Raw genomic sequence first — 23,825 nt, forward strand, 5'->3', positions numbered from 1 at the left:
GGCGCGGTGGTCCTGGGATGTAGCGGCGGGGGCGGCGGCAACGACGACGCGACCGCGGCCACCGAGGGCACCGGCGTCGCCACCGACGCTGCGACGACGGCCCCGACCACCAGCGAGGGCACCGGCGAGGACCCCACCGAGGGTGAGCCCGCCGACTGCGAGGGCCCGCTCGACCCCGGCCCCGCCCCGCTGCGGCGGCTCACGCACTCGCAGTACAACAACACCGTCCGCGACCTGTTCCCCGGCGTGACCCTGCCGCTGCAGACCATCGCCGTCGACCCGAAGGTCAACGGCTTCGAGAACAACGCCGACGTGCAGACCCCCTCGGCCCTGCTCATCGAGCAGTACCAGCGCGCCGCCCTCGAGGTCACCAAGGCCGCGTGGGCCAGCCCCGAGGCCTTCCTGCCGTGCGCGGCCGACGGCGGCGGCGAGCCGCAGCAGTGTGGCCACACCTTCCTGCTCGACCTCGGCGCGCGCGCGTTCCGGCGCCCGCTGACCGCCGACGAGGAGGCCGCCTTCCTCGGCTTCTTCGACCAGCAGCTCGCCGAGACCAACTTCACCGTCGCGCTCCAGCTCACCGTCCAGGCGGTGCTGCAGTCGCCGGCGTTCCTCTACTTCCTCGAGTTCGGCGGCGAGCCGATCGAGGGCGGCGAGGCTGTCGCGCTCACCGGCCACGAGCTGGCCGCGCGGCTCAGCTACTTCCTGTGGGACAGCATGCCCGACGCGCAGCTGCTCGCGGCCGCCACCGCCGGCGACCTCGACACCGTCGAGGGCCTCGCCGCCGAGGCCCTGCGCATGCTCGACGACGGCAAGGCTCGCGGCGCGCTCGTCAACTTCCACCGCCAGTGGTTCGACTTCGACGGCGTCGCGCTCATCAACCCCGACCCCGCGACCTACCCGACCTACACCCCCGAGCTGCGGACCGCCATGCGCGCCGAGCTCGATCGCTTCGTCGAGTCGACCCTGTTCGATGGGCCAGGCACCTTCGCCTCGCTGCTCACCAGCACCGCGACCGACGTCGAGGCCACCCTCGCCGCGCTCTACGGCGTCGACGCCCCGCCGCCCGGCGAGTGGGCGCCCGTCAGCCTCGACCCCGGCGAGCGCAGCGGGATCCTCACGCGCGCCGGCTTCCTCGCCCGCACCGCCCACGCCGTGCACCCCTCGCCGGTCAAGCGCGGCGTGTTCGTGCTCGCCCGCCTGCTGTGCGTCCCGCCCGCGCCGCCGCCCGCCAACGTCAACACCAACCCGCCCGACGAGGGCGAGCCCGGGCAGCCCAAGACCAACCGCGAGCGCTACGCCAAGCACACCGCGCAGGCCGACTGCGCCTCCTGTCACGTCACGATCGACGGCGTCGGCTTCGGCTTCGAGAACTACGACGCGCTCGGCCGCTGGCGCGACCTCGACAACGGCGAGCCGGTCGACGCCAGCGGCGCGCTGATCGGCACCGACGTCGACGGCAGCTTCGACGGCGCGATCGAGCTGTCGCAGAAGCTGGCCACCAGCACCCAGGCCCACGACTGCGTGGTCTCGCAGGTCTACCGCTACGCGCTCGGCCGCGGGACCACGGCGGCCGACCTGTGCAGCCTCGGTGACCTGCGGGCCCAGTTCGCCGAGGCCAGCGGCGACGTGCACGCCCTCCTCCTCGCCGTCGTCACCAGCGACGCCTTCCGCACCCGAAAGGGGGCCCCATGACCGCCTCGCACCCTCGTATGCCGCGCCTGCGCCGGCGCAGCTTCCTCGGCGGCCTCGGCCTCGGCATCGGCGCGCTGTGCCTGCCCTCGCTGCTGCCACGAGGCGCCCGCGCCGAGCCGCCGGGCCCGGTCAAGCGGCTGCTGATGCTGATGACGGAGCACGGCACCGTCTATCAGAACTGGCGCATGCGCCCGGGCAACCTGCCCGAAGATACAGATTGGGAGACGCCGCTCGGTGCGCTGGGCGAGTCCGACTTCAGCGAGATCTTGCGGCCGCTCCACGGCTACCGCGACCGCCTGCTGGTGCTCGACGGCGTCGGCATGGCGACCGGGCACATGACGGGCATCAACGAGCACGAGGAGGGCCACGCCACGTGCCTCACCGGCACGCTGGCGCAGCCGGTCGACGGCGGAGTGGCGCTCGCGGCCGGGCCCTCGATCGACCAGATCGTCGCCGGCGCGGTGGCCGAGCCCGGCCAGATCGCGTCGCTGCAGATCTCGCACGGCAGTTGGGCCTACAGCTACGACCCGAGCGGCAAGGCGCTGCCGTGGATCACCGAGCCGTGGCAGCTCTACCAAAAGCTGTTCCCCAACGGCCCGGTCGACCCGAACGCGCCGCCCGACGACCTCAAGACGATCCGCGATCGCCAGGGCAGCGTGGTCTCGCTGGTGCGCGAGCAGTACCACGCGCTCGCGCCGAAGCTGTCGGGCGAGGACAAGCTCAAGGTCGAGCAGCACCGCGACCTGCTGCACTCGCTCGGCCAGCAGCTCGAGAACCTGGCCAACATCGTCTGCGAGGCGCCGCCCGAGCCCGGCGGCGGGCCGCCGTGGGAGGACCCGCAGTTCTATTTCCACCGCGCGCAGGTGTTCACGACCCTGGCGACGCTGGCGCTGTCGTGCGACATGACCCGCGTGGCGATGCTCGCGTTCAGCGGCCTGCGCAACGAACACGTCAGCGCCCCGCCCGGCGACCTCCACAACGACTACGCGCACCAGGCCTCGACCGACCCGACGGCGATGCAGGTGATGACGAACTATCACAAGATCCACGCCGAGGATTTCAAGAACATCCTGGCGGCGCTGGACGCCGTGCCGAGCGAGAGCGGCACGCTGCTCGACGACACGCTGGTGGTGTGGGCCAACGAGCTGTGCACCGGTGAACACAGCATGAACCAGTGGCCGGTCGTGATGGCCGGCGGGACCCATCACTTCAAGACGGGCCGCTACGTCCGCTGGGCCCAGAACAACATCATCAAAGGGACGTGGGGCGACGAGCCGCAAGGGCCGCCGCACAACCGCCTGCTGGTGTCGATCGCCAGGGCCATGGGCGCGGACGTCGACCAGGTCGGCGAGACCAGCGTGACGCTCAAGGGCGACTCGCAGCTGCCCACCACCGGCGAACTCGACCGCCTCACCTGAGCCGCAGGTTCCTCGGCGACGGCCGCGGAACCAGGCGAAGGATGACCCGATCCGGGCGCGGCGGCGCAAACCGTCGCGCCCTTGTCATGAGCCGTTCGCAAGGCGCTCGAGAGCTCGCGGCCACGCGCTCGCGAGCGGCTCGCGTCCTGCGCTTTCGGTGGCACCCGGGTTGCGAACCGTGATTCCCCAACCGCGAGCGGCGCGACCTCCCGCGCTTGGTCTGCGCGAGAGCAAGGGCCGGCAGTACAAGGCCGCCCATGGCTTCTGCTCCCCGTGAAGACTTCGACCTCGACGCCGTCGAGCGCCGCCTCTGCGTCGAGGCGCTCGAGCTCGCCGGCAACATCGTCGACGCCGCCTGGCGCCTCGGCATCACCCGGCAGGCGATGAAGCGCCGGATCAAGAAGCACCGCATCGCCTGGCCCCGGCCGGCCGCCCGAACCCCACGCGTCGACGACGAGGTCGGCTCGGCCTTCTTGCTCGCCTCCTGACCCTTGGGTCATGTCGATTCGAGCCGGGCTGCCCTACGCTCTTGCGCCACTGAGCGTCCACGCGACCCGGGCCGCTGCCCTACGCACTTGCGCCGCTGAGCGTCCCCGCGACCGGGCCGGCTTACACTCTTGCGCCGCTGAGCGACCCCGCCATCCCGGCCCGCCCACACTCTTGCGTTACGCATTTCCGCACCGGCCGGCAGCCCTACGCACTTGCGTCGCGCCCTGCCCTCGCAAGCCGCGGGCACCCGCGCTCCGCGATGCCGAATCGCTACCGCCGTCTCTCCGCTGCAGGACTGGCCACGGGCTCGGTCTGCATGCCTTTTGCTTCGGGCGGCCTCGACGCCTTGCTGGCAATGGCGACGCACCGATGCGATCTCGGCGCGCGCATCCCGAAGTGCTCGCTGCGAGATCGCCCGGCGCGATCGTGGTGATTGACACCGCTCCGACGATCATGAGACCGTCGCGCGATGTCGCGCATCCGCCTGCTTCTGCCTTCCGCGCTGCTCCTGGCCGGCTGCGTGGCACCTGGCCTGAAGTACCTGCAGTCGCTGCCGATGACCACCTCCACCTCGACTGGCGACGTCAGCACGGGTGACGACGGCGCGTCGACGATCATGACCACCACCGAGGACGCGAGCGACAGCGAAGCCCCGGGCCCCGGCACCACCACGACCACCACGACCACCACCTCCGGCGGCCACGACACCACCACGAGCCACACCACCGGCGAGCCTGCCGAACCGATTTGTGGTGACGGCCTCGTCGAGGGCGACGAGGAGTGCGACGACGCCAACGACATCGCCGACGATCGCTGCCATCAGTGCACCAAGAACCGGTGGATCTTCGCCTCGGCCGCGCTCCACAACGACGGTGACCTCGGCGGCCTCGAGGGTGCCGACAGTCGCTGTCGCCAGTACGCCCTGCAGACCGGCCGCGCCGACGACACCTGGAAGACCTTCATCGCCTGGTTGTCCGACGCCGACCACGACGTCCGCGATCGTCTTTATCCCGGACGCGGCCGCTACGTCCGCACCGACGGCGTCGTCGTCGCCGAGACCGTCGAGCAGTTCTTCTCCGGCTCGCTCGAAGCGCCGATCAACGTCGACGAGGACGGCAACCAGGACATCGGCGGCGGCGTCCTCACCGGCACCCGGCCCGACGGCACCGCCGCGCCGGGCCCTCTCTGTGGCAACTGGACCACCAGCGGGCTCCTCGACCACTCCGCCGTTTTGGGCAGCGCCTCGGCGATCGACGAGGTCTGGACGATGTACCCCGGCGAGCCCGATCCCTGCACGGGGCTCAGCGCCCGGCTTTATTGCATCGAAGGGCAATAGCCATGCCCCGAGCCGGTCGCTTCGCAATCATATTCCTGTCCCTCGGGACAGCTTGCACCGACGATCCGCTCGTCTCCATGCCCGCCTCGGACGGCCAGAGCGCAAGCGGCGGGCCCACGTCCTTCGACCCGCCGGCCGCCTCCGACGCCGTCGAGCCGACGACCACCGAGGCGGGCTCCACGAGCGAGGCATCGACGAGCGCCACCGGTGCCACCGCACCGGACCAGCCGGTCTGCGGCGACGACGTCGCCGAGGGCCTCGAGGAGTGCGACCTCGGCAAGGCCAACGCCGACAATGGCGCCTGCACCCTCGAGTGCAAGCTCGCGACCTGCGGCGATGGCCTCGTGTGGGAAGGCGTCGAGCAATGCGACATGGGCGGGGGCAACAGCGACGAATACGGGGGTTGCCGGCCTGACACTTGCCATTGGGCGGCCCGCTGCGGCGACGGCATTCTCGACGCCGACCACGAGCTCTGCGACCGCGGCGAACTCAACGGCACGGGGATCACGGAGGACGAGTTTGCCCCGTGCGACCTCGCTTGTGGCTTCTTTGGCCGACCCTTCTTCATCACCAGCCAGATGTTCACCGGCGCTCTCGGCGGCGTGTCCGGAGCCGACCTCAAGTGTCGCACAGCCGCGGCGAAGGCCGGCCTGCCGAACGCCACCAGCTATCGGGCGTGGATCAGCGACGACTTTCAATCGCCCGCCACGCGGTTCGAGCAGTGGGATCTGGCTGTCCCGCTCATCTTGGTCGGCGGCGTCGTCGTCGCGGACGACCTGCTCGATCTGGTCGACAACGGCCCGCATACTGGCATCGCGCGAACGGAGACCGGGCAGGCCGTGGCTCAGGAATTCGTCTGGACCAACACCTCGGCGTTCGGCGAGATCTTCAACGTCACCGACCACTGCGACGGTTGGCTGTCCGCGAGCCCGGCCCAGGAGGCTCGCCAGGGCTTGAATTCGGTGGCCGTCGAGCAGGGTCCCGATTGGGACAGCTGGCGCGACGAACGATGGTGGACCAGCTCGATCACCCAAGAGTGCGATCGGCTCGCCCACCTCTACTGCATCGACGACGGCTTCGTGCTCGAGCAGGAGCGCTGAGCAGCACCGCTGCGCCGTCGTCGTCGTTCAGACGATCGCCTGGCGCTCGCGCCGGCGAACGCCCTCTCACGATTCGCGGCTCAGGCCTTCGGCCCGAACACCTTGAGGTATTCGTCGCGGTGTTTGCCGTCCAGCAGGGCCAGCGAGCTGTCGGCGTCGTCCTGGTGGTGGACCGCATAGCCCGCGTCCTTGAGCGCGCGCAGGTGGCGGCCGACCGCCTCGGTGTCGATGTGGAACACCTTGCCGATCTCCTCCACGTCGCAGATCACCCGCGGCGCTTTCGCCGGGCCCTTGCGGCTGCGGTACGTCGCGGCCAGGTTCGCGTCCACGAACGTCCAGAGGTAGGCGAGCACGACCTTGGCTCCCGGCGACAGCGGGTCACCCTCGGCGGAGGTCGCGGAGAACAGCTCTCGGGGCATCTCGGCCATGCAGTCTTTGCGGGCTAACGCGATCCGCGCTGGCCGTCAAGTTTGATGTCGAACGCTGTACAGCCCGCTTCTGGAGTTTAATCTCTCGGGATTGCGCGAGATCGCCCTCTCGCGAGCGGAGTTCGCGCACATCGGGCCGATTTTGCGACCCGCCGTGCTCCAATCATCGCACCTGCCGCCGGGTCGACCGCCCGCGCTGCCGTCGCCCTTGGCCTCGAGCTTTGCTCGCGGGCCTCTCGGATCGTCCTCGCTCGCCGTGGCTCACGCCGTGCCTCCGCCCTCGCCGCTCGCATGCATTCATCGCAGCGTCGCCGAATCACCTCACCCTACACCGCTGGCGATCGGCGCCACCCATTCACCCCTCACCCATCCGCCAGTTCGCCGCCTCGTCCATCGTTCGTGCCGCCATTCAGCGCTCCACCCCGACCGCCGGCTCGGGCCTTCATTCACCACACCACGCTCCCCGCCCTCGACTCGCTCCCCTCGCTCGCAAATCATCCCATCCTGGACTATCGCCATAGCGCTGTCCCGACATTGGCGATCCCCGCCCTCGCTCGTTTTCGCGCACGCCCTCCAGCGCCCTCTTTCGCTCCCCTGCGGCCGGCGGCGAGCCCTTCTGGCGGCCCGGGCAGCGCCTCGCCCGGGCGGCGGCCCCGGGAGCGGGGCCTCACCGGCGGGATCGGGCTTGACTGCGACCGCGGCCCAGGTAGCCTCCGTAGCACAAACATGCCCCTTAACTTCTGCTTGCTGACAATTCGTATGGCGACCTCGTGCGAGCGCTCGCTCGCCTGAGCGTCATGCGGCCCGCGGCGACACCGGCGCGGGCCCCGGGTCGAGATCTCTCGCCCACGAATCGACGTATTGCACTTCGCTTGACTTGAATTTGCCTGCGGATTTTCCCGCAGACTGGCCGATCCTCCCATGCTCTCCCTCGCCGAGACGACCTCGAAATACCGATTGTCGGCATCGCTGGCCACGGCTGTGGCGCTCATATGCCTCGTCGCCCCTGACGCCGTGAGCTCGCCCGTGCTCGGGCTGTTCCTGTTCGGCGGCGCCGCCTTCCTCGCGCTCGGCTTCCTCGCCGTCGACCTGCTCGGCGCCGTGCTGCCGGGCGGCGGCCTGACCGCCCGGCGCCTGCGGCGGGTCGCGGGGCTGATCTTGAGCGCCCCCCTGCTGCTGCTCACTGCGCGGATCCTCGGCATGCAGTCGCCCGCCGACCTGCCGTGGGTGCTGCCGGCGGGGCTCGTGTTCACCGCCGCCGTCGTGATCGCCGTCGAGCGCCTGGCCCCGCGCATGGGCGCCCCTGACGACCCGCGCTTCTGGCTCGGCACCGCCGTCGCGGCCTTCCAGCTCGTCGCCCTGTTTTTCTACGTACATGTCTCCGAGGACACCTTCGCGGTGATCCGTCCCGGCACCGAGCGGCTGCACGCCGCGCTCTATTTCGGCACCTGGGGCGCCTCGCTCGCGCTGCTGCTGCCGTGGGGCGGGCGCGTGGTCAGCCGCGCCGGCGCCGCCCCGCCGTCGCGCTGGTGGGCGGTCTGGAGCGGCCTCGCGGCGTTCATCGGCCTCGGCTTCATGGTCGCCGACCGCCGCTTCATGGTCGGCCTCTATCCTGCCATTCACCTGTGGCTGCAGCTCGTCGCCGTGCTCAGCATCGACGCCGCCCTCAGCCGCGGCCTCGCCGCGGTCCAGCTCGAGCGCTGGCGCGTCGCCCCGGCCACCGTTCGCAAGCTGCAGCGCACCGGCGGGGTCGCGCTCGCGCTCGTCGTCGTCGCCGCCGGCGGCTTCGCCGTGGTCGCCTTCGGCGGCCTCGCCAGCGACCGTGGCTTCCGCGCCCAGGTCGGCGAATCGACGGTCGGCACCTCGATGATGCGCTACCTCCGGCGCGGCGAGGGCCGCACGCGCGGCCACCTCGTCGAGCTCGACCACCCGCTCTACCACGACGTCCCGGCGCCCAAGAACGACTGGAACATCATCCTGATCAGCGTCGACGCCCTGCGCGCCGACGCCTTGCCCGACCCCGAGGACCCCGACAAGAGCGCCGCTCCGCGCCTGTCCGCGCTCGCGGCCGGGTGCGCCGATTTCCGCCGCGCCTACGCCCCCGGCTCGCGCACCGCGATCGGCATGGGTGCGCTGATGCTCGGCCGCTACAGTGCCCACATTCAATGGGACCTGTGGATGTGGGACGGCAAGTTGATCAACCCCAACAAGGCCACGGCGGCGGACATCCGCGGCCTGACCAATGGCGTGCAATACACGACGATCCCGCAGATCCCGCCGGAGGGCAACCTGGCCCAGCGCCTGAAGGGCGCCGGCCTGCGCACCCTGGCGACCCCGTGGGACGGCTACAGCCGGTTCTTCCGCAAGGACGCCGGCTTCGACCCCGGCTTCGACGAATACACCGACTTCAACCCGATGAGCTTCCGCGAGCCGGCCAGCCCCAAGGTCCTGCCGCTCGCGCTCGACCAGCTCGACAAGGCCAAGGGCAAGCGCTTCTTTCAGTGGGTGCATTTGTTCGACCCGCACGAGGCGTACAACGACCGCGAGCGCTACGCCGAATTGGTGCAGGCGATGGACGGGGCGCTCGGCGAGTTCCTCGACGGCCTCGAGCAACGCGGCCTGCGCGACAAGACGGCCATCTTCTTGGTCGCCGACCACGGTGAGGCGCTCGGCGACCACCGCAACGCCACCCACGGCACCTCGCTGTACGAGGAGCAGGTGCGCGTGCCGATGCTGATGTGTTTGCCGGGTCGCGGCGGCCAGGTGTTCCGCCAGCCGGTCTCGACCCTCGACGCCACCGCCACCATGCTGGCGATTGCCGGCGCCGACCTCACCGGCATCGACGGCGTCAACCTGCTGCCGCTCATCGACGACGGCACCTACCCCGCCGAGCGGCCGGTGTTCACCGAGCTGCACCGCTACATGTCGAACCAGGCCCAGCGCACCACCGACCTGCAGGCCGTCATCCACGGCCGCTGGAAGCTGATCCGCGACCTCAAGAACGACACCGCCCAGCTGTTCGACCTCGAGAACGACCCAAAGGAGGAGGCCAGCGCGCTGGCCAGCCGGCCCGACATGGCCGACGACCTCGAGGACCTGCTCGACGCCCTCAACGCCGAGCGCGCCAAGCCCAAGCCGCCGCGGCCGCTGTTCGCCGCCAAGCCGGCCGCCTTCGACGTCGCCCAGGACTCGGTCCTGCTGTGGGCTCGCTCGACCCTGCCGGCGCAGATCCACTTCGAGCTGGCCAAGAACGCCCGCTTCAACGACGCCCTCGAGACCTCCGCCCGCGAGGTCAGCCCCGACAGCGACCAGGTCCGCATCGTCGACGTCACCGGCCTCGAGCCGGGCACGCGCTACTGGTACCGCGCCGTGCTCACCTTCGAGGGCGAGCGCACCCTCAGCGACGCCGCCAGCTTCACCACCTCGCACGCCGAGGCGCGCACGATCAAGCTGGCGTGGAGCGCCGACCTGCTGGCCGACAACGCCCCGTTCCAGATCTTCGCCCCGCTCAAGCGCGAGAAGCCCGACGTGTTCCTGATGCTCGGCGACACCACCTACGCCGACATCCCCAAGAAGAACAAGGGCAAGGACCTCAAGACCTACCGCGCTCGCCACAAGCTGGTCCGCCGCGACGAGGCGCTGCAGTCGTTCCTCGCCACTACCGCGACCTTCGCCACCTGGGACGACCACGAGATCAGCAACAACGCCCACCGCGAGACCGAGAACCTCGGCGTCGCCCGCCAGGTGTTCCGCGAGCAGTGGCCGCTGCGCAGCGCCGACCCCGACGACGTCGGCCTCTACCGCTCGTTCCGCCCGGCCCCGCAGGTCGAGGTGTTCATGCTCGACGTGCGGAGCTTCCGCGACCCGCCCAAGGGCGGCACCACCATGCTCGGCGAGGCCCAGAAGGAGTGGCTCATCACCTCGCTGAAGTCGTCGACCGCGCGCACCAAGATCGTCGCCAGCAGCGTGCCGATGTTCGTCCCGTTCGGCAAGGACAGCTGGCACGCCTACCCCGACGAGCGCGACGAGCTGCGCACCGTGTTCGCCAGCGAGCCGCCCGGCTCCGTCATCGTCCTGTCCGGCGACTACCACCTCGCGTGGCACCTCGTCGAGCAAGAGACCGGCATCCACGAGCTCGTCGCCGGCCCGCTCGACGCCTGGTCGTTCGAGGACATGCTTCCGGGCCACGTCACCGACGTCGCCAAGCGCGGCGGCTTCACCATCACCGACGGCCCCAACTACGGGGTGCTCGAGATCAAGGCCGACGGCTCGGTCGTCGCCCGCTACCACGACGTCAGGGGCAAGCAGAAGTACCGGACCGTGCTGAGCGGGCCGGACGAGGTGCCAGCCCCGAGCCCGGCCAAGTGAGCCCCGGGGCGCGCGCGGCGGTTGGCCGCTCGCGCCCCGCAGCCGCGCTCAGCGCGACTTCTTCAGCTTGGGCAGGCACTGGCCCGCGACGCTGACGAGGCCCTCGGCGCAGCGCGAGGCCTTGGCCGCGAACCCCGACTTCGAGGTCATCACCTTGCGCAGGGCGTTGCTGCGCTGCATCGATGGCTTGATGGCGGGCTTCAGCTTCTTCACGTCGATCTGCTTGGGCGCGACCCACTTGTCGGCGACGACGTCCTGGCGGTTGACGAGGTCGAGCGGGACCGAGCGCAGGTCGATCGACTGGCAGCCGATCATCGACGTGTCGTTGCTGGCGTTCGAGTCCACCGTGCACTTCATCGAGGTCAGCACGCCGCGCGAGTTCTTGTTGAACGTCTCGGTGCGCGGGTCCTCGCCGGTCTTGCCGCTCAGCATGCCGTGGTACTTGAGGTTCTGCATCCCCTCCACGCAGTCCTCGTAGGCCTTCTTGTTGATGAGCTTCAGCCCGGCGCAGACCGCGGGGTCGGGGCTGACGGTCTCGGCCTTCACGCCGGTGCCCTTGTACGAGCACTGGGCCAGGGTCTCGCCCGGGGTCGGCCCCGCGAGGTCGAACACCGGCGTCTTCAGCGTGGTCTCGAACGTGGTGTGGTCGGCCTTCGACTCCTCCATCCGGATCTTCAGCGTCGAGAGCAGCTTGCGGGTGTCGAGCGGGTCGCCGCCGGTGTGGTCGGACTTGAACGTCAGGTTGGCGCTGAAGTTGACCGGCCCGCCGCCCATCTCGCGGTCGCCCTTGGTGTTGCTGAACTGCCCGTTGGTGGTCGCCAGCGCGGTCCGCAGCTTGGTCTGGATGTTGTCGCCGACGTCGCGCGAGGCGTAGCACTCCGACACGTAGCGCATCGGGAATTGGTCGTACTCGCCGACCACGAAGTCCTCGAAGTCCTTCCACGTGTTGTAGAGCGACTCGCAGGCCGGCTTTCCCGCCCAGTCGACGTCGCAGTCGCGGGCCCGGTTGCGCATGTCGGCCAGCTGCGTCTGGTAGTAGGTGCGCCGCGCCTTGATGAACGCCACGCGAGCGTCGCGCTTGGCCGGCGTGGTCCCGAGCGCGAACAGCTTCGCGTTCTGGATCATGAAGTCGGAGTCGTCGATGAGCGCCGTCAGGCCCCAGGCCGCCTCGGCCAGCTTGGTGAGCTTCTGCTCCGAGGTGATCGGCGCCAGCGGGTTGCCGACCGGCCAGTTGGCGACGATGTCCTCGTAGGGCACCGCCATCAGCTTGAACGTCTGCTTGGGCCCGTTCTGCCCGGGGAACGACTGCACCTGCTGCAGGAACTGGTCGACCGACAGGCTGGCGCTGTTGCTGCCGCTCGAGGTCACGTGGATCTCGAGGTCCTGGGTGCTGCTGGCCTGCTTGAGCTTGTTGATCGTGCTGACGCCGACCTCGGCGTTCATGGTCGCGTACTCGACCCCGATCACCCCGCTGGCGGCCAGCTTGCTCTCGGTCGCGGTGTCGCGGACCGACAGCTGGACCGTGCCGAAGAACCACCGCCCCTTCTGCTCGCCGATCAGGACGTAATCACCGCACTGCTGGCGGAACGCCGGCGTGCCGATCATCGCCAGGTACTCGGGCTTGAGGTTGATGTCGCCTGCCGTGAACTTCATCGGCTCGACGTTGTGGTACTTGGCGAGGATCGTGTGCGTATTGAAGTTGGTCTTGGTCGACTGGAAGAAATCGACCTTCGAGCTGGCGTTGGCGCTCACGAGCCCCATCGACGCCGAGAACTTGGTGTTGACCGCCAGGTTCATCTCGTCGGCCAGCTGCGAGTTGGAGACGACCGAGCTGAATTTGAACTCGTCGCCGCTCGCCCCCGACCCGTCGACCACGGCGGCGCCGACCTGCACGCACTGCCGCAGCACGAATTCGCGGCTGACGCTGTTGTAGCCGTACCCGCGGCCGGTCAGCGTCTTGGGCGGCTCGAGCTCGAGGTACTGATCGGCCGCGAAGGCCGTCGGCACCATGCTCAAGCTCAAGAGACCGCAAGTCACACCCGCCAGCCGCTGCCTGGTTCCACTTCGCATCGTCGACTCCTTCGTGCGCTACCGGCAAGCGACCGCGCTCGAGGGCCGATGCCCCCGACGTTCGCACTCGGCTTGGGAACGCGTCGACACAAAGTGAAAGTCGAACGGAAAACAATTGCGAAGAAATGCAGCGAGCGCGGCCGCTCGATCGCCGCGCTCGATCGGCGTCGAATTGAATCGCTAGCTCGCACCACCGCGGCTCGCTCCGCTGACGGGCGACCGACATCCGACTCGCCGACATGACTCCTCGCGAGAACGGCGGACCCGGGCCCTGGCGGTCCCTCGCTCGGCTCCCGGTCAGCGACCTCGACCTCTGCGACGACCTCTGCCGGGCCGCGCGGCGACGCGCCGGCAGCGGCGCGCCGCGGTCACGATGCGCGCCGGCCAAACCTCGTGCGCGCGTGGTAGCGTCGCGCCATGGTCGAGACCCTTCGCATCCGCTTCGAGTCCCACGGCGCGCCGATCGTCGGCAACCTGTTCGTCCCCGCGCGCGAGGGTCGCCTGGCCGCGGTGGTCGTCGACGGTCCGCTCACCTCGGTGAAGGAGCAGGCCCAGGGCAACCACGCGCGCGCGCTCGCCGAGCGGGGCTTCATCGCCCTCGCGTTCGACCATCGCTTCTTCGGCGAGAGCGGGGGCCAGCCGCGCCAGTACGAGTCGCCGCCGCAGAAGATCGAGGACCTGCGCGCCGCGGTCGATTTCCTGGCCAGCCACGAGCGCGTCGACGGCGGGCGGATCGGCGCCGTGGGCGTGTGCGCGGGCGCGGGCTACGTGGCGGGGGCGGTCGCCGACGATCCGCGGCTCCGCGCATTCGCAGCCGTGGCCGGGTTCTTCCACGACGCGGCGATGCAGCTCAAGTGGATGGGCCCCGACGGCTACGCGGCCACGCTCGCCAGCGGCCAGGCGGCCCGTGAGCGCTACGAGGCCACCGGCCAGCTCGACACGATCCCCGCCGTCGGCGACGGCGAGGTCGCCATGCCGCTCGCCGAGGCCTTCTCCTACTACGGCACCCCGCGCGGCGCCGTCGCCAACTACGTCAACGCCTACGCCGTGATGTCGCGCGAGCACACCATCCCCTACGACGCCCAGTCGGCGGCCCCGCGGATCCGCGTGCCCACGGCGATCGTGCACTCCGAAAAAGCCCTCGCGCCCGCGCTCGCCCGCAGCTTCCACGCGGCGCTCGGCGGGCCCAAGGCGATCCACTGGCTCACGTCGCAGGGCCAGGTCGATTTCTACGACGACCCCAAGCTGATCGCCGCCGCCGCCGACCTCGTCGCCGTCCACCTGCGCGCCGCCCTCGGCTGACCGCTCGGACATGTCCTGAGGGACATTATTTTTCCTGGCGCGCCGATCGGCAACTCGGGTTCGGCGCCGCCCGCCTGCGGCCGCGGACCACCGCAGCCCGAGGTCCGCGCCCCGTCGAGCCATGTCCGAAACAACATGTCTCTTCGGACATCCTTGACGCATCGCAAGGCTCGCGTGACGGCGCGCTCGTCCGCGCTCGCCCGGGCGCGGCAGTGGTAGCCTGCGGCGCGTGCCCGGCCTCTCGACCGCCCTCGCGCTGCTGACCGTGTTCGCGGTCGCGGCGCTCCTGCGCGATCGACTCGGCGCCGCCGCGGCGCTCGGCGTCGCCCTCGCCGGCACCTTCCTGATCGTCAGCGCCGTCGGCCTGATCTTGCTCGACCTCGGGCGATTGCAGCCGTGGCCGCTGCGCCTCGCGCTGCTCGCCGCCTTCAGCGCATTCGTCCTGCTCGCCGGCGTCGCGCGTCGGCGACTGCCTCGCGCCACGCCCACCCCTGTCCTCCACGCGCGTCCGCTCGCGCTCGGCCTCGGCGTCTTGCTCGTCACCGGCGTCGGCCTGCGCCTCGCGCCCTCCCCCTATTTGCAGGGCGGTCAGGACCAGGGCATCTACGTCAACGTCGGGCATCACATCGCCCGCACCGGCCGCTTGCGACCCGTCGATCGCCTGCTGCGCGGGGCGGTGCGCGGCGTCCCGCAGGCCGACGTCCTGGCCGCCTATCGCGTCAAACCGCTGGCCGCCGATTCACCGCTCGTCGGCGTCCGCGAGGGCCGCTGGGCCGCCGGTCTGCACATCGAGGACGCGCGCGCCGGTCGCCTGGTCCCCGCCTTCTTTCCGCTGATGCCGGTGTGGTTCGCGATCGCCGAGCTCGACGGCGGCTTCGCGCGCTCGACCTGGCCGCTCGTGCTGTTCTGGGCCCTCTCGGCGCTGGCCCTGTTCGCCCTCGCCCGGCGCCTCGCGCAGGACAGCGACGATCCGCTGGTGCGCCGTCGCGCCGGCACGCTCGGCCTCGTCGCGCTCGCCGGCCTCGCCCTGCACCCGCTCGACCTGTGGATCTCGAGCTTCACCGTCACCGAGAACCTCGCGCGCGCCTGCCTGCTCGCGGCCGCCTGGCTGGCCCTCGAGGCAGGTGCCGCCGAGCGCGACGGTCGACCTGGCGCGCGCCTGCTCGCGCTGCTCGGCGGCCTCTGCTTCGCCGCCGGCGCCTTCACCCGCGGCAGCCTGGTCGCCCACGCGATCGTGCTCGCCGGCGCCCTCCTGCTCGGGCGGGGCGACGCGCCGCGCACCCGCCGGGCGCTGCTCGGCGCGCTCGTCGTCGGCACCACCCTCGCGGTCGTGCAGGCCGTGCTTCACTCGTGGCCTTACTTCTTCTCCGCCGCCGCCAATCACTTTCACGTCCCGCGGCTCACCCCGCGTCCGGCCGTCGCCGTCGCCTGGACCCTCGCCGCCGGCCTCGCGCTGCTGCTCGTCGAGCTCGGCCTGCGCCGGCTCCCCGCGCGCCTCTGCGGCCTCGCGCGTCGCTCGCTGCGCCTCGCCGCCGGCCTCGCCCTCGCCCTCGCCGCGGTCGGATTCGTGCGCCAGGGCCTCGTCACCACCGGCGCCGACCAGCAAGTGCTCGCCGTCCTGGTGCGCCACGGCGGCCCGCTGCCGCTGCTGCTCGGCCTCGTCGGCCTGGGCCTCGCCGTGCGACGGGCCGACGCGCGCCTGCTGCCGTGGCTGGTCCTCGCCGCCGCGATCGTCCTGGAGGCCGCGCTCAAGTCGGGCGTGCGCTACGAGTTCTACTACGCCCGCTACTTCATCGCCGACCTCGTGCCGGCGCTGACCATCGCCGCCGCATGTCTCTCGGGACATATCATCACTCGCCTCGAGCGCCGCCGCGGCCCGCGCCTGGCCGCCCTCGCCTGCGGCGCGCTGCTGCTGGCGTGGCTGGTGCCGCCGCTGCGGCTGCTCCCCCGCGAGGTCTACTGGACCCGCGACCTCGCGGACGACCCCGAGCAGCTCACCAGTCTCTTCGGACATGTCCCCGAGGACGCATTGCTGCTGTTCGACGATCGCGCCCCCGGTCGCTGGCGCGGCCTGCTGGCCGTGCCCGCGCTGCTCTCGTTCGGCCGCAACGCCCTCGCCGTCCCGCCTGGCGGGCACATCGTCGAGGGCGCGCTCAAGGCCGGCACCCCCGTGCTCCTGCTGTCCGGCGGCTGGGAGCCCGACGATCGCCAGCGCTGGCCCTCGGCCGACAGCGGCCCCTGGCGCACCCGCGTGATCGCTCGCGGCATCTATCAGGCCCCGCGCGCCGAGACCGTCGAGGGCGGCGTCCCGGCGCGGCTCCACGACGGCGGCGGCCCGTGGGAGCTGCAGCAGCTCGACCGATCGATCTGGCGCAGCTCCGGCGCCTTCAGCCTCTACCCCGACAGCATGTTCGTCACGGCCACCGCCACCGGCTTTAATATAGAGCCGCTGCCGCTGCCGGCCGGCGCGCGCGTCGAACTGTGGCTGCCCACCGGCCTCTCCTGCGACGTCACCGCGAAGCTCGACACCGATCCGCTGCCGCTCACGCCGCTGCCGCGCCAACCCGACGGCCCGCTGCTGTGGTCTCTGCCGCCGACGCCGCCGCAGACCGCAGCCCTGACGATCGCCGCGACCTGCGACGGCGCGTTCGCCTGGCGCTGGCTCAGCGTGCGCGCCGAGCCTTGACCTGCCCCGCACGACCGACGACGCGCGAGTCGGAGTTACGCAATGCACCCGGCACGGACATGTCTCATGAGACATGTTTATTTCGGGGCACCGACGGCGCGCGCCACACGATCACCCTCTCCTGAAGCACCCTCGCGAGAGCCGGCGCGACGGATACCGTCATGTCACCCGACATCGAGCCAGCGAGAATTCCATCACGCGAGCGCGGCATGTCGCCGCTCCCGCGAGCCAGACGAATCCGCGGATCGCCCCTGCAGACCCGAGGATGTCGCGGGTGCCCGCCGTCCGCCGCGCAACACCGATCGCATCGGCGCCCCGACTGGCGGCCACCCCGGGCGCGGCGCCTAGCACCCTCGCGCGCCCGTGCTAGGCTGCTCGCGTGCGCCTGATCCTCAACGTGCTGTGGTTCCTCGTCGCCGGGCTGCCGCTGTTCCTCGGCTACTTCGCCGCCGGTGTGGTCCTGTGCCTGACGATCATCGGTTTGCCGTTCGGCGTCCAGGCCTTCAAGCTCGCGCTGTTCGCCGCCTGGCCTTTCGGTCGCGTCGTCGTCAGCATCCCGGGCGACGGCGGCGCCACCTCGGCCGTCGCCAACATCCTCTGGCTCGTCATCGCCGGCTTCTGGCTCGCCGTCGGCCACCTGCTCGCCGGCCTCATCCTCTGCCTGACGATCATCGGCATCCCGTTCGGCATCGCTTGCATGAAGCTCGCCGGGCTCGCGCTGACGCCGTTCGGCAAGTCCGTCCTCACTGTCGAGGAAGAGCGCCGGCTGCACCGGCCGCACCGGGTCATCGTTCCGGCCCTTTGACGCTTGACGGCTTCGGCGAGCCCGGCGAGGCTCGCCGCCATGTCGAACAGTCCCCGCACGTTCTATTACGGGTCCGGCTCGCCTTACGCGTGGAAGGTCTGGCTGGCGCTCGAGTTCAAGCAACTGCCCTACGAGTTCAAGCTGCTGTCGTTCGACAAGGGCGACACGCGGTCCCCCGAGTTCCTGGCCCTCAACCCGCGCGGCAAGGTCCCCGTGCTGGTCGACGAGGGCCACGCCTTCTCCGAGTCGGGGGCGATCGTCGAATACCTCGAGGACAGGTACCCCGAGCGGCCCTTGCTCGCGCGCGACCCGGTCACCCGCGCCCGGGCGCGACGGATCTCCCTCGAGGTCGACAACTACTTCAACGCCGCCACCCGGCCGCTCGCCCTGATGGTCTTCGGCCGCGAGCAGGCCACCCCCGAGTCGCTGGCCGCCGCGCGTGATGGCGTCGTCGCCGAGCTGCGACGCTTCTCCGACACCCTCGGCGACCGCGACTACTTCGCCGGCGACCTCGGCCTCGCCGACTTCGCTTTCTACCCGCACTACCGGCTGGTGCAGCGCTTCGACACCCGCCTGCCCGACCTTCGCCTCGGCGACCTGCTGCCGGCCAACCTGCGCGCCTGGCAGGAGCGCCTGGTCGCCCTGCCCTACCACGATCGCACGATCCCGCCGCACTGGAAGGCGTGACAGCGACGCTCCTGGGCTCGATACGTTTCGATGGGCCGCGACGGAATCATCCGTCGCGCGCTTGCGACGAGGGCTCGCTCCCCGGTCGCTCGTCCGACGCGACGAGCGCCGTTCGTCGCGCGCTACTCGATCTTCTCGCCGTGCGCCCGCACCAGCCGGATCTCCAGCGGCGCCGGCGCTTTCAAGTCGATCGGCACCGGCTGCTCCGTCTTGAATTGCAGCCGGTCATCGACGTCGCGCAAGCTGGCGCGCACCCCGTATTGAACGTTCGGCTCGATCTTCGCGCCCTCGATCGTCAGCCGGAAAGGGATCGGCACCCGCGACGCCGTGAACTTGTCGCCCGCGATCGCCCCCAGCCGCGCCTCTGCGTGACGCATGTCGACCACCTCGACGTGCAGCATCGACCCCGGCGTCACCGCGATGCGCTCGAGGTAGGACGCCTGCCCCTCCAGCGTCACCGAAGATGCCGGCGAGCTCGTACTGCCGGTCTTGTCGGCGCTCTGGCAAGCGGCCAGCGGCAGGGTCAGGGCGGCGCACACGGACAGGCACATTCGGCGCATCGAGCTCTCCTCGCACACGTTGAATCGAATCGCGCGACATCATGGCCGACCTGCGGAGCCGGCCGGCCTGCTCCGCGTATATGCGCGGCTGTGTGCGACCCGATCGGCCAATCATCACACCCGCGCTCGCGCCGCGATGACGCGCCCCGCCAATGCGCAGGGACCGCGCGAATCGAGCGGACGAGCGACGAACTCGTCGCCGCGCCGCGCTCGCCATCCTCGTCCTCATGATCAGCGTCGGCGTGATCGGACCGTCGCCCACCGGCGCCGTGGCCGCTCGCTTGCCCACACTCGACCACGCGGGCACCCCCGACTGCCCCCGCGCGTGACTGCTCGCGCTCCGGCCCACGCCCCGGTCCGCACACGTCGACGCGAACCATGCGACGCGGCCCGATCGCCATCCCTCCGCGCTGACCGGCGCGGGCGATCTCGATCGGCGTCGTCTGCTTCACCATCACGGCACCGCCTCGTCGCCTGCCGTTCGACCCTCGCGCACCGGCGATCCGTTACGCTCGAGCGATGCACCGCTCCTTGAACGTATTCGGCGACGCGCGCCTCGTCGTCGCCCTCGCCTCGCTCGGCCTGGCCGCCTGCGGCGACGACGGCACCGCCACTGATAGCGCCACCAACGCCACGACCTCCGGTCTCACCGCCACCGACGGCACCGCCACCACCACGCCGGACACGCCCACTGGCACCGCCTCGACCACGCAGGACGGTTCCGGCTCAATGAGCGACACCGTCAGCCCGACCGAGCCGACCACCACCGATCCGACCGCGACCGGCGTCAGCGAGACCACCGACACCAGCGGCCCCGTCAGCGCCACCGACACCACCGCGACCACCGGCGAGACCTGTCAGAGCGCCGAGTGTTGCGACATGGGCGAGGTCTTCTGCGGCGAGGTCTGCTGCAGCGTCGGCGAGGTCTGCAACTTCACCAAGTGTGAGCTGCCCGGCGCCGAATGCAAGGAGACTGCCGATTGTGCGGACGACCAGTACTGTGATTACTCGCTCGGCGAGCCTGACGTGAAGCCCCCCGATCCGCTGTGCATGGGCGGCGTCGCCGAGCCGACCGGCAAGTGCCTCACCCAGCCGCCCCTGTGCGGCCCCAACGATCCGCCGCAAGATCCCAACGACCCCGAGTGCCTGCAGAGCTGCGAATATACGATCGGCGGCGGCGAGTTCAACACCACCCTCAAGTTCGCCTGGGGCGGCGTCGTCGACCCGCCCTACGACAGCGACATCATGATGACCCCGATCGTCGTCCAGCTCGACGACGACGACTGCGACGGCAAGATCAGCGAGCGCGACATCCCCGAGATCGTGTTCTCCACCTTCGTCAGCGGCCAGTACCCCACCAACGGCTCGCTGCACGCCATCTCGATCGAGGAGGGCGTCGTCGTCGAAAAGTGGAACGTGCTCGCCGGCGCCATCAACCCGACCAAGCAGCTCGCCGGCGGCAACTTCGACGGTCAGCCCGGCAACGAGGTCGTCGCCTGCGGCAGGAACGGCGAGGTGTTCGCCGTCAAGGGCGAGGACGGCACGCCGCTGTGGACCGTCAATCAGACCTGCTTCATGCCGGCGATCGCCGACCTCGAGGGTGACGGCAGCGTCGAGGTCATCGTCGAGGGCGCGATCCTCGACGGCGCCACCGGGGCGGTCAAGGCCACCTTCGACCCGCCGCTCAACAGCTCCTTCATCGTCAGCGACCTCGACGACGACGGCATCCTCGACATCATCACCTCGAGCCGCGGTTACCACGCCGACGGCAGCATGTTCGTCGACACCCAGCTGGCCGCGACCGGCCAGTTTTATGCCACCCAGGACTGGAAGAGCCCGTGGCCGGCCATCGCCGACTTCGACGCTGACGGCGTGCCCGAGGTCGTCGTCATCGACAACCTCGCCCACGCCCTCTCGGTCTGGCGCCACGACCCGAACGCCCCCGCCGGGTTCGTCGTCGTGCGCGGCCCCGTCGACATCAACGGCAGCCTCAACCCCACCCTGTGCCCGCAGGGCTCGTGGGGCCGCACCCACGGCGGCGGCCCGCCGACCGTCGCCGACTTCGACGGCGACGGCGTCCCCGACGTCGGCACCGCCGGCGGCATCGGCTACGCCGTGTTCAGCGGCGCCGCGCTCGTCGACCCCGCCGTGGCCGGCCCGGACACCCTGCTGTGGATCAAGCAGACCGCCGATTGTTCGTCGGCCTCGACCGGCAGCTCGGTGTTCGACTTCGACGGCGACGGCAAGGCCGAGGTCGTCTACTCCGACCAGAACCGCCTGCGGATCTACGAGGGCCCGACCGGCGACGTCCTGCTCGAGCGCTGCAACACCACCGCGACCCTGATCGAGTACCCCGTGATCGCCGACGTCGACAATGACGGCTACATGGTCTAAAATAGCTATTAGTGCTCGAATTCGAGATATTGTGTACTTTCGGACATGCTCCAGCGCGACCTTGATCTGGGTCGTTTTTGGTTCGATATCGGTGGGGGACGGAAATCGAGATGCTCACGAATGCTCAGACACGAGAGGCGAAGTCGCGCGCGATCCGATATGAGATCACCTGTGATGCACTGCCAGGATTCATCCTGCGGGTGCTCCCCACTGGCAAGAAGGTGTTTTTCGCCAGGTACCGTGATGCTGGCGGAAAGGACAGGCGGGTAAGGCTTGGACTGATGCGGCCGGGGTTCGGTGCTGAGGAAGCGCGCCGAGAAGCGATGATCATCCTCGCGCGACGTGACGCGCCGGAGAGCGTCGACGCGCCCGCTACGCCAAGCACCCCGATCGAAGACGCGCCCTCGCTCGGATCGAAGTCGCCCACGCTCGCCGAGTTCGCCTTGCGCTTTGAACAGGAACATATCGACATGCGCTTAAAGCCAGAAACGGCCTGGCACTACAAGTCGTCGCTCAAGAAATACATCCTCCCCAAGCTCGGCCACCGACGGCTGGACGACATCACCACCGGTGACGTGAACAAGCTCCATACCAGCATGAAGCCGACACCGTGCGCGGCGAACTACATGCGCTGCGTGCTGAACGCGTTGTTCAACAAGGCGGCCAAGTGGGGAGTGACCAAACAGCGCAATCCGGTCGCAGATGTCGAGCGCTTCGACGAGCGGTCCGTCGAGCGCTTCCTGTTGCCCGAGGAGCGCGAGGCGCTCGAGCGCGTGCTGGCGACGGCCGAGCGCACGCCGCCCGGCAGACACGGACACATCGGACGCGAGGCGATCGCCGCGGTGCGGCTACTCGCGCTCACCGGCATGCGTCGCGATGAGGTCCGGGACCTCCGGTGGGAGCAGGTGGACTGGCGTCAGAAGATGCTCCGGCTCCCGGACTCGAAGACCGGCAAGCGCGACGTGGTGGTGTCGGACGAGGTCATGGAGCTGCTTGGGCGGATCGCCCAGGCCAAGGGCAACCCGCGGCGCGGGCTCGTCATTTGCTCACGCAACGGCAAGAAGCTCAAGAGCCTCCAGTCGACGTGGCTCAAGGTCCGCAAGCTGGCCGGTCTCGAGGATGTGCGCCTGCACGACCTCCGGCACTCGTTCGCCAGCGACGCGATCATGGACGGCACGCCGCTCGAGGTCGTCGGTAAGATGCTCGGCCACCGCAACTACCGCACGACGCAGCGCTACGCCCACATCGCCGACAAGGCGCTGCGCGAGGCGGTGAACCGGACGAGCAAGACGATCGCCCGCGCGGCGAGGGGCAAGGCGAAGGCCACCAAGCGGCCCGGCCCGGCCTCCCAGAAGCGGCGATAGTGCCCGGCCGGTGCGGTGGGGCGGGTCTCCGTGTGCTGCGCGCGGCCAAGGGAACGCGCCTGACCAACTCGTCCGTAGCCCATACGGGTCCGCCAGGTATTTGAGTAGGCATCCAAGCGCATCGTCGACCCAGGGGCCCGTCGTCTTGGCGCTGCCGGCACGGGCCGCGCGGGCCGGAGCGCCTTCGATGCGTGGGGTCCGTGGCGGTGATCGGCAGTTACGATCGGTCGCGCGCTTGCACGACGAGGGCGGCAGCGCCAGCACCCGCAGCAAAGCACGAGATACCGAACAGGATTTTGCGGCCGAGGCTCCAGTCCTTCCGGGCGGTGAGCTCGGCAAGCTCGGCCCGATCGCGCATGTGAAGCTGCACGAGCTCCTGGTTCTCTTGTGCTAGCCGGTCCAGCTCGGACTGATCTTCCGCGCGGAGGCGCTCGAGCGACGTGTTCGAGCCACGGAGCCTGGCGAGCTCAGCGGCGTCGTCCGCGATCCGCTTCTCCAACGCGACATTATGTTCGTGGAGCTCTGTGATACGCGCGGTCAACTCCGCCACCGCGGCCTTGACCTCTACGTTCGCCGCGCGCTCCGCGTCGGCCGCCGACTTCGCGGACGACGGGTTCGGGACGGCTCGAAGGTGCCGCACCTTCGCCTCCTGCTTCATGGCCTCCACGTCCTCAAGCCCGACTGCGATGGCCTCTTCAACGTCCTCGTCCATGAATTTGACGAACAAAAATTCTTGCTCGGCGCCCAGCGCGACCACGAGGCGGTCGAAGGTGGCGAGCGTGGGGTTCGGCTCGGGATCGTTGAGCAGGCTGCTGAGCTGAGAGCGGTTAATCCCGGAGACCTTGGCGAGCGCTGACACCGTCTGGATCTGCTCGCGCTCGATGATCTCCTTGAGCCGCCCGATGATCGCCGTCGGCTCGTTGAGCTCGAGGCCGTGGAAGCGGGCGCCGGCTTTTTGGACGAGCTCAAGGTAGAGCGCCAACTTCGGGTTTGGTTCAGGTTGGTCGAACAACGCGAGCACGTGCGCGGAGCTGTGCTCTGAGCGCTCCGCGAGCTCTTGTTTCGTCATGCCTGACCGCCGTAGCCATGCCTCCAATTCCCCGAACCAGCGACGCGTACCCATGGT

The 23,825-nt window shown here is 70.1% G+C and carries 16 protein-coding genes; 12 read left to right on the plus strand and 4 right to left on the minus strand.

What is annotated here, in order from left to right; translation table 11 throughout:
* The first annotated feature begins 6 nt into the window (after window positions 1–6).
* The 5 genes from POL25_RS36545 (at window position 7) to POL25_RS36565 (ending at window position 6,035) form a co-directional block, all read left to right on the plus strand.
* Window positions 7–1,692 carry a DUF1592 domain-containing protein gene (locus tag POL25_RS36545; protein WP_272090988.1) on the plus strand — a complete coding sequence of 562 codons (1,686 nt, stop codon included), beginning with the start codon at window positions 7–9 and terminating at the stop codon, window positions 1,690–1,692.
* A complete protein-coding gene (locus POL25_RS36550) occupies window positions 1,689–3,110 on the plus strand; it encodes a DUF1552 domain-containing protein (RefSeq protein ID WP_272090989.1) in 1,422 nt (473 codons plus the stop codon). Before POL25_RS36545 ends, POL25_RS36550 begins: the two co-directional genes overlap by 4 nt.
* Window positions 3,111–3,367: 257 nt before the next feature.
* On the plus strand, window positions 3,368–3,598 hold the full coding sequence (locus POL25_RS36555) for a helix-turn-helix domain-containing protein (RefSeq protein ID WP_272090990.1): 231 nt from the start codon (window positions 3,368–3,370) through the stop codon (window positions 3,596–3,598).
* Between the two features lie 470 nt (window positions 3,599–4,068).
* Window positions 4,069–4,935: a DUF4215 domain-containing protein gene (locus POL25_RS36560; protein ID WP_272090991.1), complete on the plus strand. Its 867-nt coding sequence runs from the start codon at window positions 4,069–4,071 to the stop codon at window positions 4,933–4,935.
* A gap of 77 nt (window positions 4,936–5,012) precedes the next feature.
* Entirely contained in the window at window positions 5,013–6,035 is a 1,023-nt protein-coding gene (locus POL25_RS36565; RefSeq protein WP_272090992.1) for a hypothetical protein, read from the plus strand.
* A gap of 80 nt (window positions 6,036–6,115) precedes the next feature.
* Here the strand turns inward: POL25_RS36565 and POL25_RS36570 are convergent, their stop codons facing one another.
* The gene (locus tag POL25_RS36570) at window positions 6,116–6,463 is read right to left on the minus strand and encodes a helix-turn-helix domain-containing protein (protein WP_272090993.1); all 348 of its coding nucleotides are present in this window, start codon (window positions 6,461–6,463) and stop codon (window positions 6,116–6,118) included.
* A 1,014-nt stretch (window positions 6,464–7,477) separates the two neighbouring features.
* On the opposite strand from POL25_RS36570, the gene POL25_RS36575 reads away from it, so the two are divergent.
* On the plus strand, window positions 7,478–10,831 hold the full coding sequence (locus POL25_RS36575; protein ID WP_272090994.1) for an alkaline phosphatase D family protein: 3,354 nt from the start codon (window positions 7,478–7,480) through the stop codon (window positions 10,829–10,831).
* A 48-nt stretch (window positions 10,832–10,879) separates the two neighbouring features.
* Here POL25_RS36575 and POL25_RS36580 read toward each other — a convergent pair whose 3' ends face one another.
* Window positions 10,880–12,841, minus strand: coding sequence for a hypothetical protein (locus tag POL25_RS36580; protein ID WP_272090995.1), 1,962 nt, complete (start codon window positions 12,839–12,841; stop codon window positions 10,880–10,882).
* Window positions 12,842–13,318: 477 nt separating this feature from the next.
* Here POL25_RS36580 and POL25_RS36585 point away from each other — a divergent pair, with 477 nt between their 5' ends.
* The 4 genes from POL25_RS36585 (at window position 13,319) to POL25_RS36600 (ending at window position 18,381) form a co-directional block, all read left to right on the plus strand.
* Window positions 13,319–14,203 carry an alpha/beta hydrolase gene (locus tag POL25_RS36585; protein ID WP_272090996.1) on the plus strand — a complete coding sequence of 295 codons (885 nt, stop codon included), beginning with the start codon at window positions 13,319–13,321 and terminating at the stop codon, window positions 14,201–14,203.
* A gap of 229 nt (window positions 14,204–14,432) precedes the next feature.
* Window positions 14,433–16,889: a hypothetical protein gene (locus tag POL25_RS36590; RefSeq protein WP_272090997.1), complete on the plus strand. Its 2,457-nt coding sequence runs from the start codon at window positions 14,433–14,435 to the stop codon at window positions 16,887–16,889.
* A 379-nt stretch (window positions 16,890–17,268) separates the two neighbouring features.
* Window positions 17,269–17,694 (plus strand): YccF domain-containing protein, encoded by a 426-nt coding sequence (locus POL25_RS36595; RefSeq protein ID WP_272090998.1) that lies wholly within the window; start codon window positions 17,269–17,271, stop codon window positions 17,692–17,694.
* 39 nt (window positions 17,695–17,733) lie between these two features.
* Window positions 17,734–18,381 carry a glutathione S-transferase family protein gene (locus POL25_RS36600; RefSeq protein WP_272090999.1) on the plus strand — a complete coding sequence of 216 codons (648 nt, stop codon included), beginning with the start codon at window positions 17,734–17,736 and terminating at the stop codon, window positions 18,379–18,381.
* A gap of 122 nt (window positions 18,382–18,503) precedes the next feature.
* Here POL25_RS36600 and POL25_RS36605 read toward each other — a convergent pair whose 3' ends face one another.
* Window positions 18,504–18,941: a YbaY family lipoprotein gene (locus POL25_RS36605; protein ID WP_272091000.1), complete on the minus strand. Its 438-nt coding sequence runs from the start codon at window positions 18,939–18,941 to the stop codon at window positions 18,504–18,506.
* A 519-nt stretch (window positions 18,942–19,460) separates the two neighbouring features.
* On the opposite strand from POL25_RS36605, the gene POL25_RS36610 reads away from it, so the two are divergent.
* Window positions 19,461–21,335 (plus strand): FG-GAP repeat domain-containing protein, encoded by a 1,875-nt coding sequence (locus POL25_RS36610; RefSeq protein ID WP_272091001.1) that lies wholly within the window; start codon window positions 19,461–19,463, stop codon window positions 21,333–21,335.
* A 110-nt stretch (window positions 21,336–21,445) separates the two neighbouring features.
* The gene (locus tag POL25_RS36615) at window positions 21,446–22,699 is read left to right on the plus strand and encodes a site-specific integrase (RefSeq protein WP_272091002.1); all 1,254 of its coding nucleotides are present in this window, start codon (window positions 21,446–21,448) and stop codon (window positions 22,697–22,699) included.
* A gap of 217 nt (window positions 22,700–22,916) precedes the next feature.
* On the opposite strand, the gene POL25_RS36620 is transcribed toward POL25_RS36615, so the two are convergent.
* Window positions 22,917–23,768 (minus strand): helix-turn-helix domain-containing protein, encoded by an 852-nt coding sequence (locus POL25_RS36620; protein WP_272091003.1) that lies wholly within the window; start codon window positions 23,766–23,768, stop codon window positions 22,917–22,919.
* Window positions 23,769–23,825: the final 57 nt, after the last annotated feature.

This window comes from Nannocystis bainbridge, assembly GCF_028368995.1.
GTDB lineage: Bacteria > Myxococcota_A > Polyangia > Nannocystales > Nannocystaceae > Nannocystis > Nannocystis bainbridge.

Excerpts from the sequence above, each read along its gene's own strand:
- POL25_RS36620 (WP_272091003.1), bottom strand. The coding sequence starts at position 23,768 with ATGACGAAACAAGAGCTCGCGGAGCGCTCAGAGCACAGCTCCGCGCAC.
- POL25_RS36550 (WP_272090989.1), top strand. The coding sequence starts at position 1,689 with ATGACCGCCTCGCACCCTCGTATGCCGCGCCTGCGCCGGCGCAGCTTC.
- POL25_RS36555 (WP_272090990.1), top strand. The coding sequence starts at position 3,368 with ATGGCTTCTGCTCCCCGTGAAGACTTCGACCTCGACGCCGTCGAGCGC.
- POL25_RS36565 (WP_272090992.1), top strand. The coding sequence starts at position 5,013 with ATGCCCGCCTCGGACGGCCAGAGCGCAAGCGGCGGGCCCACGTCCTTC.
- POL25_RS36585 (WP_272090996.1), top strand. The coding sequence starts at position 13,319 with ATGGTCGAGACCCTTCGCATCCGCTTCGAGTCCCACGGCGCGCCGATC.
- POL25_RS36560 (WP_272090991.1), top strand. The coding sequence starts at position 4,069 with ATGTCGCGCATCCGCCTGCTTCTGCCTTCCGCGCTGCTCCTGGCCGGC.
- POL25_RS36610 (WP_272091001.1), top strand. The coding sequence starts at position 19,461 with ATGCACCGCTCCTTGAACGTATTCGGCGACGCGCGCCTCGTCGTCGCC.
- POL25_RS36615 (WP_272091002.1), top strand. The coding sequence starts at position 21,446 with ATGCTCACGAATGCTCAGACACGAGAGGCGAAGTCGCGCGCGATCCGA.
- POL25_RS36605 (WP_272091000.1), bottom strand. The coding sequence starts at position 18,941 with ATGCGCCGAATGTGCCTGTCCGTGTGCGCCGCCCTGACCCTGCCGCTG.
- POL25_RS36600 (WP_272090999.1), top strand. The coding sequence starts at position 17,734 with ATGTCGAACAGTCCCCGCACGTTCTATTACGGGTCCGGCTCGCCTTAC.
- POL25_RS36580 (WP_272090995.1), bottom strand. The coding sequence starts at position 12,841 with ATGGTGCCGACGGCCTTCGCGGCCGATCAGTACCTCGAGCTCGAGCCG.
- POL25_RS36570 (WP_272090993.1), bottom strand. The coding sequence starts at position 6,463 with ATGGCCGAGATGCCCCGAGAGCTGTTCTCCGCGACCTCCGCCGAGGGT.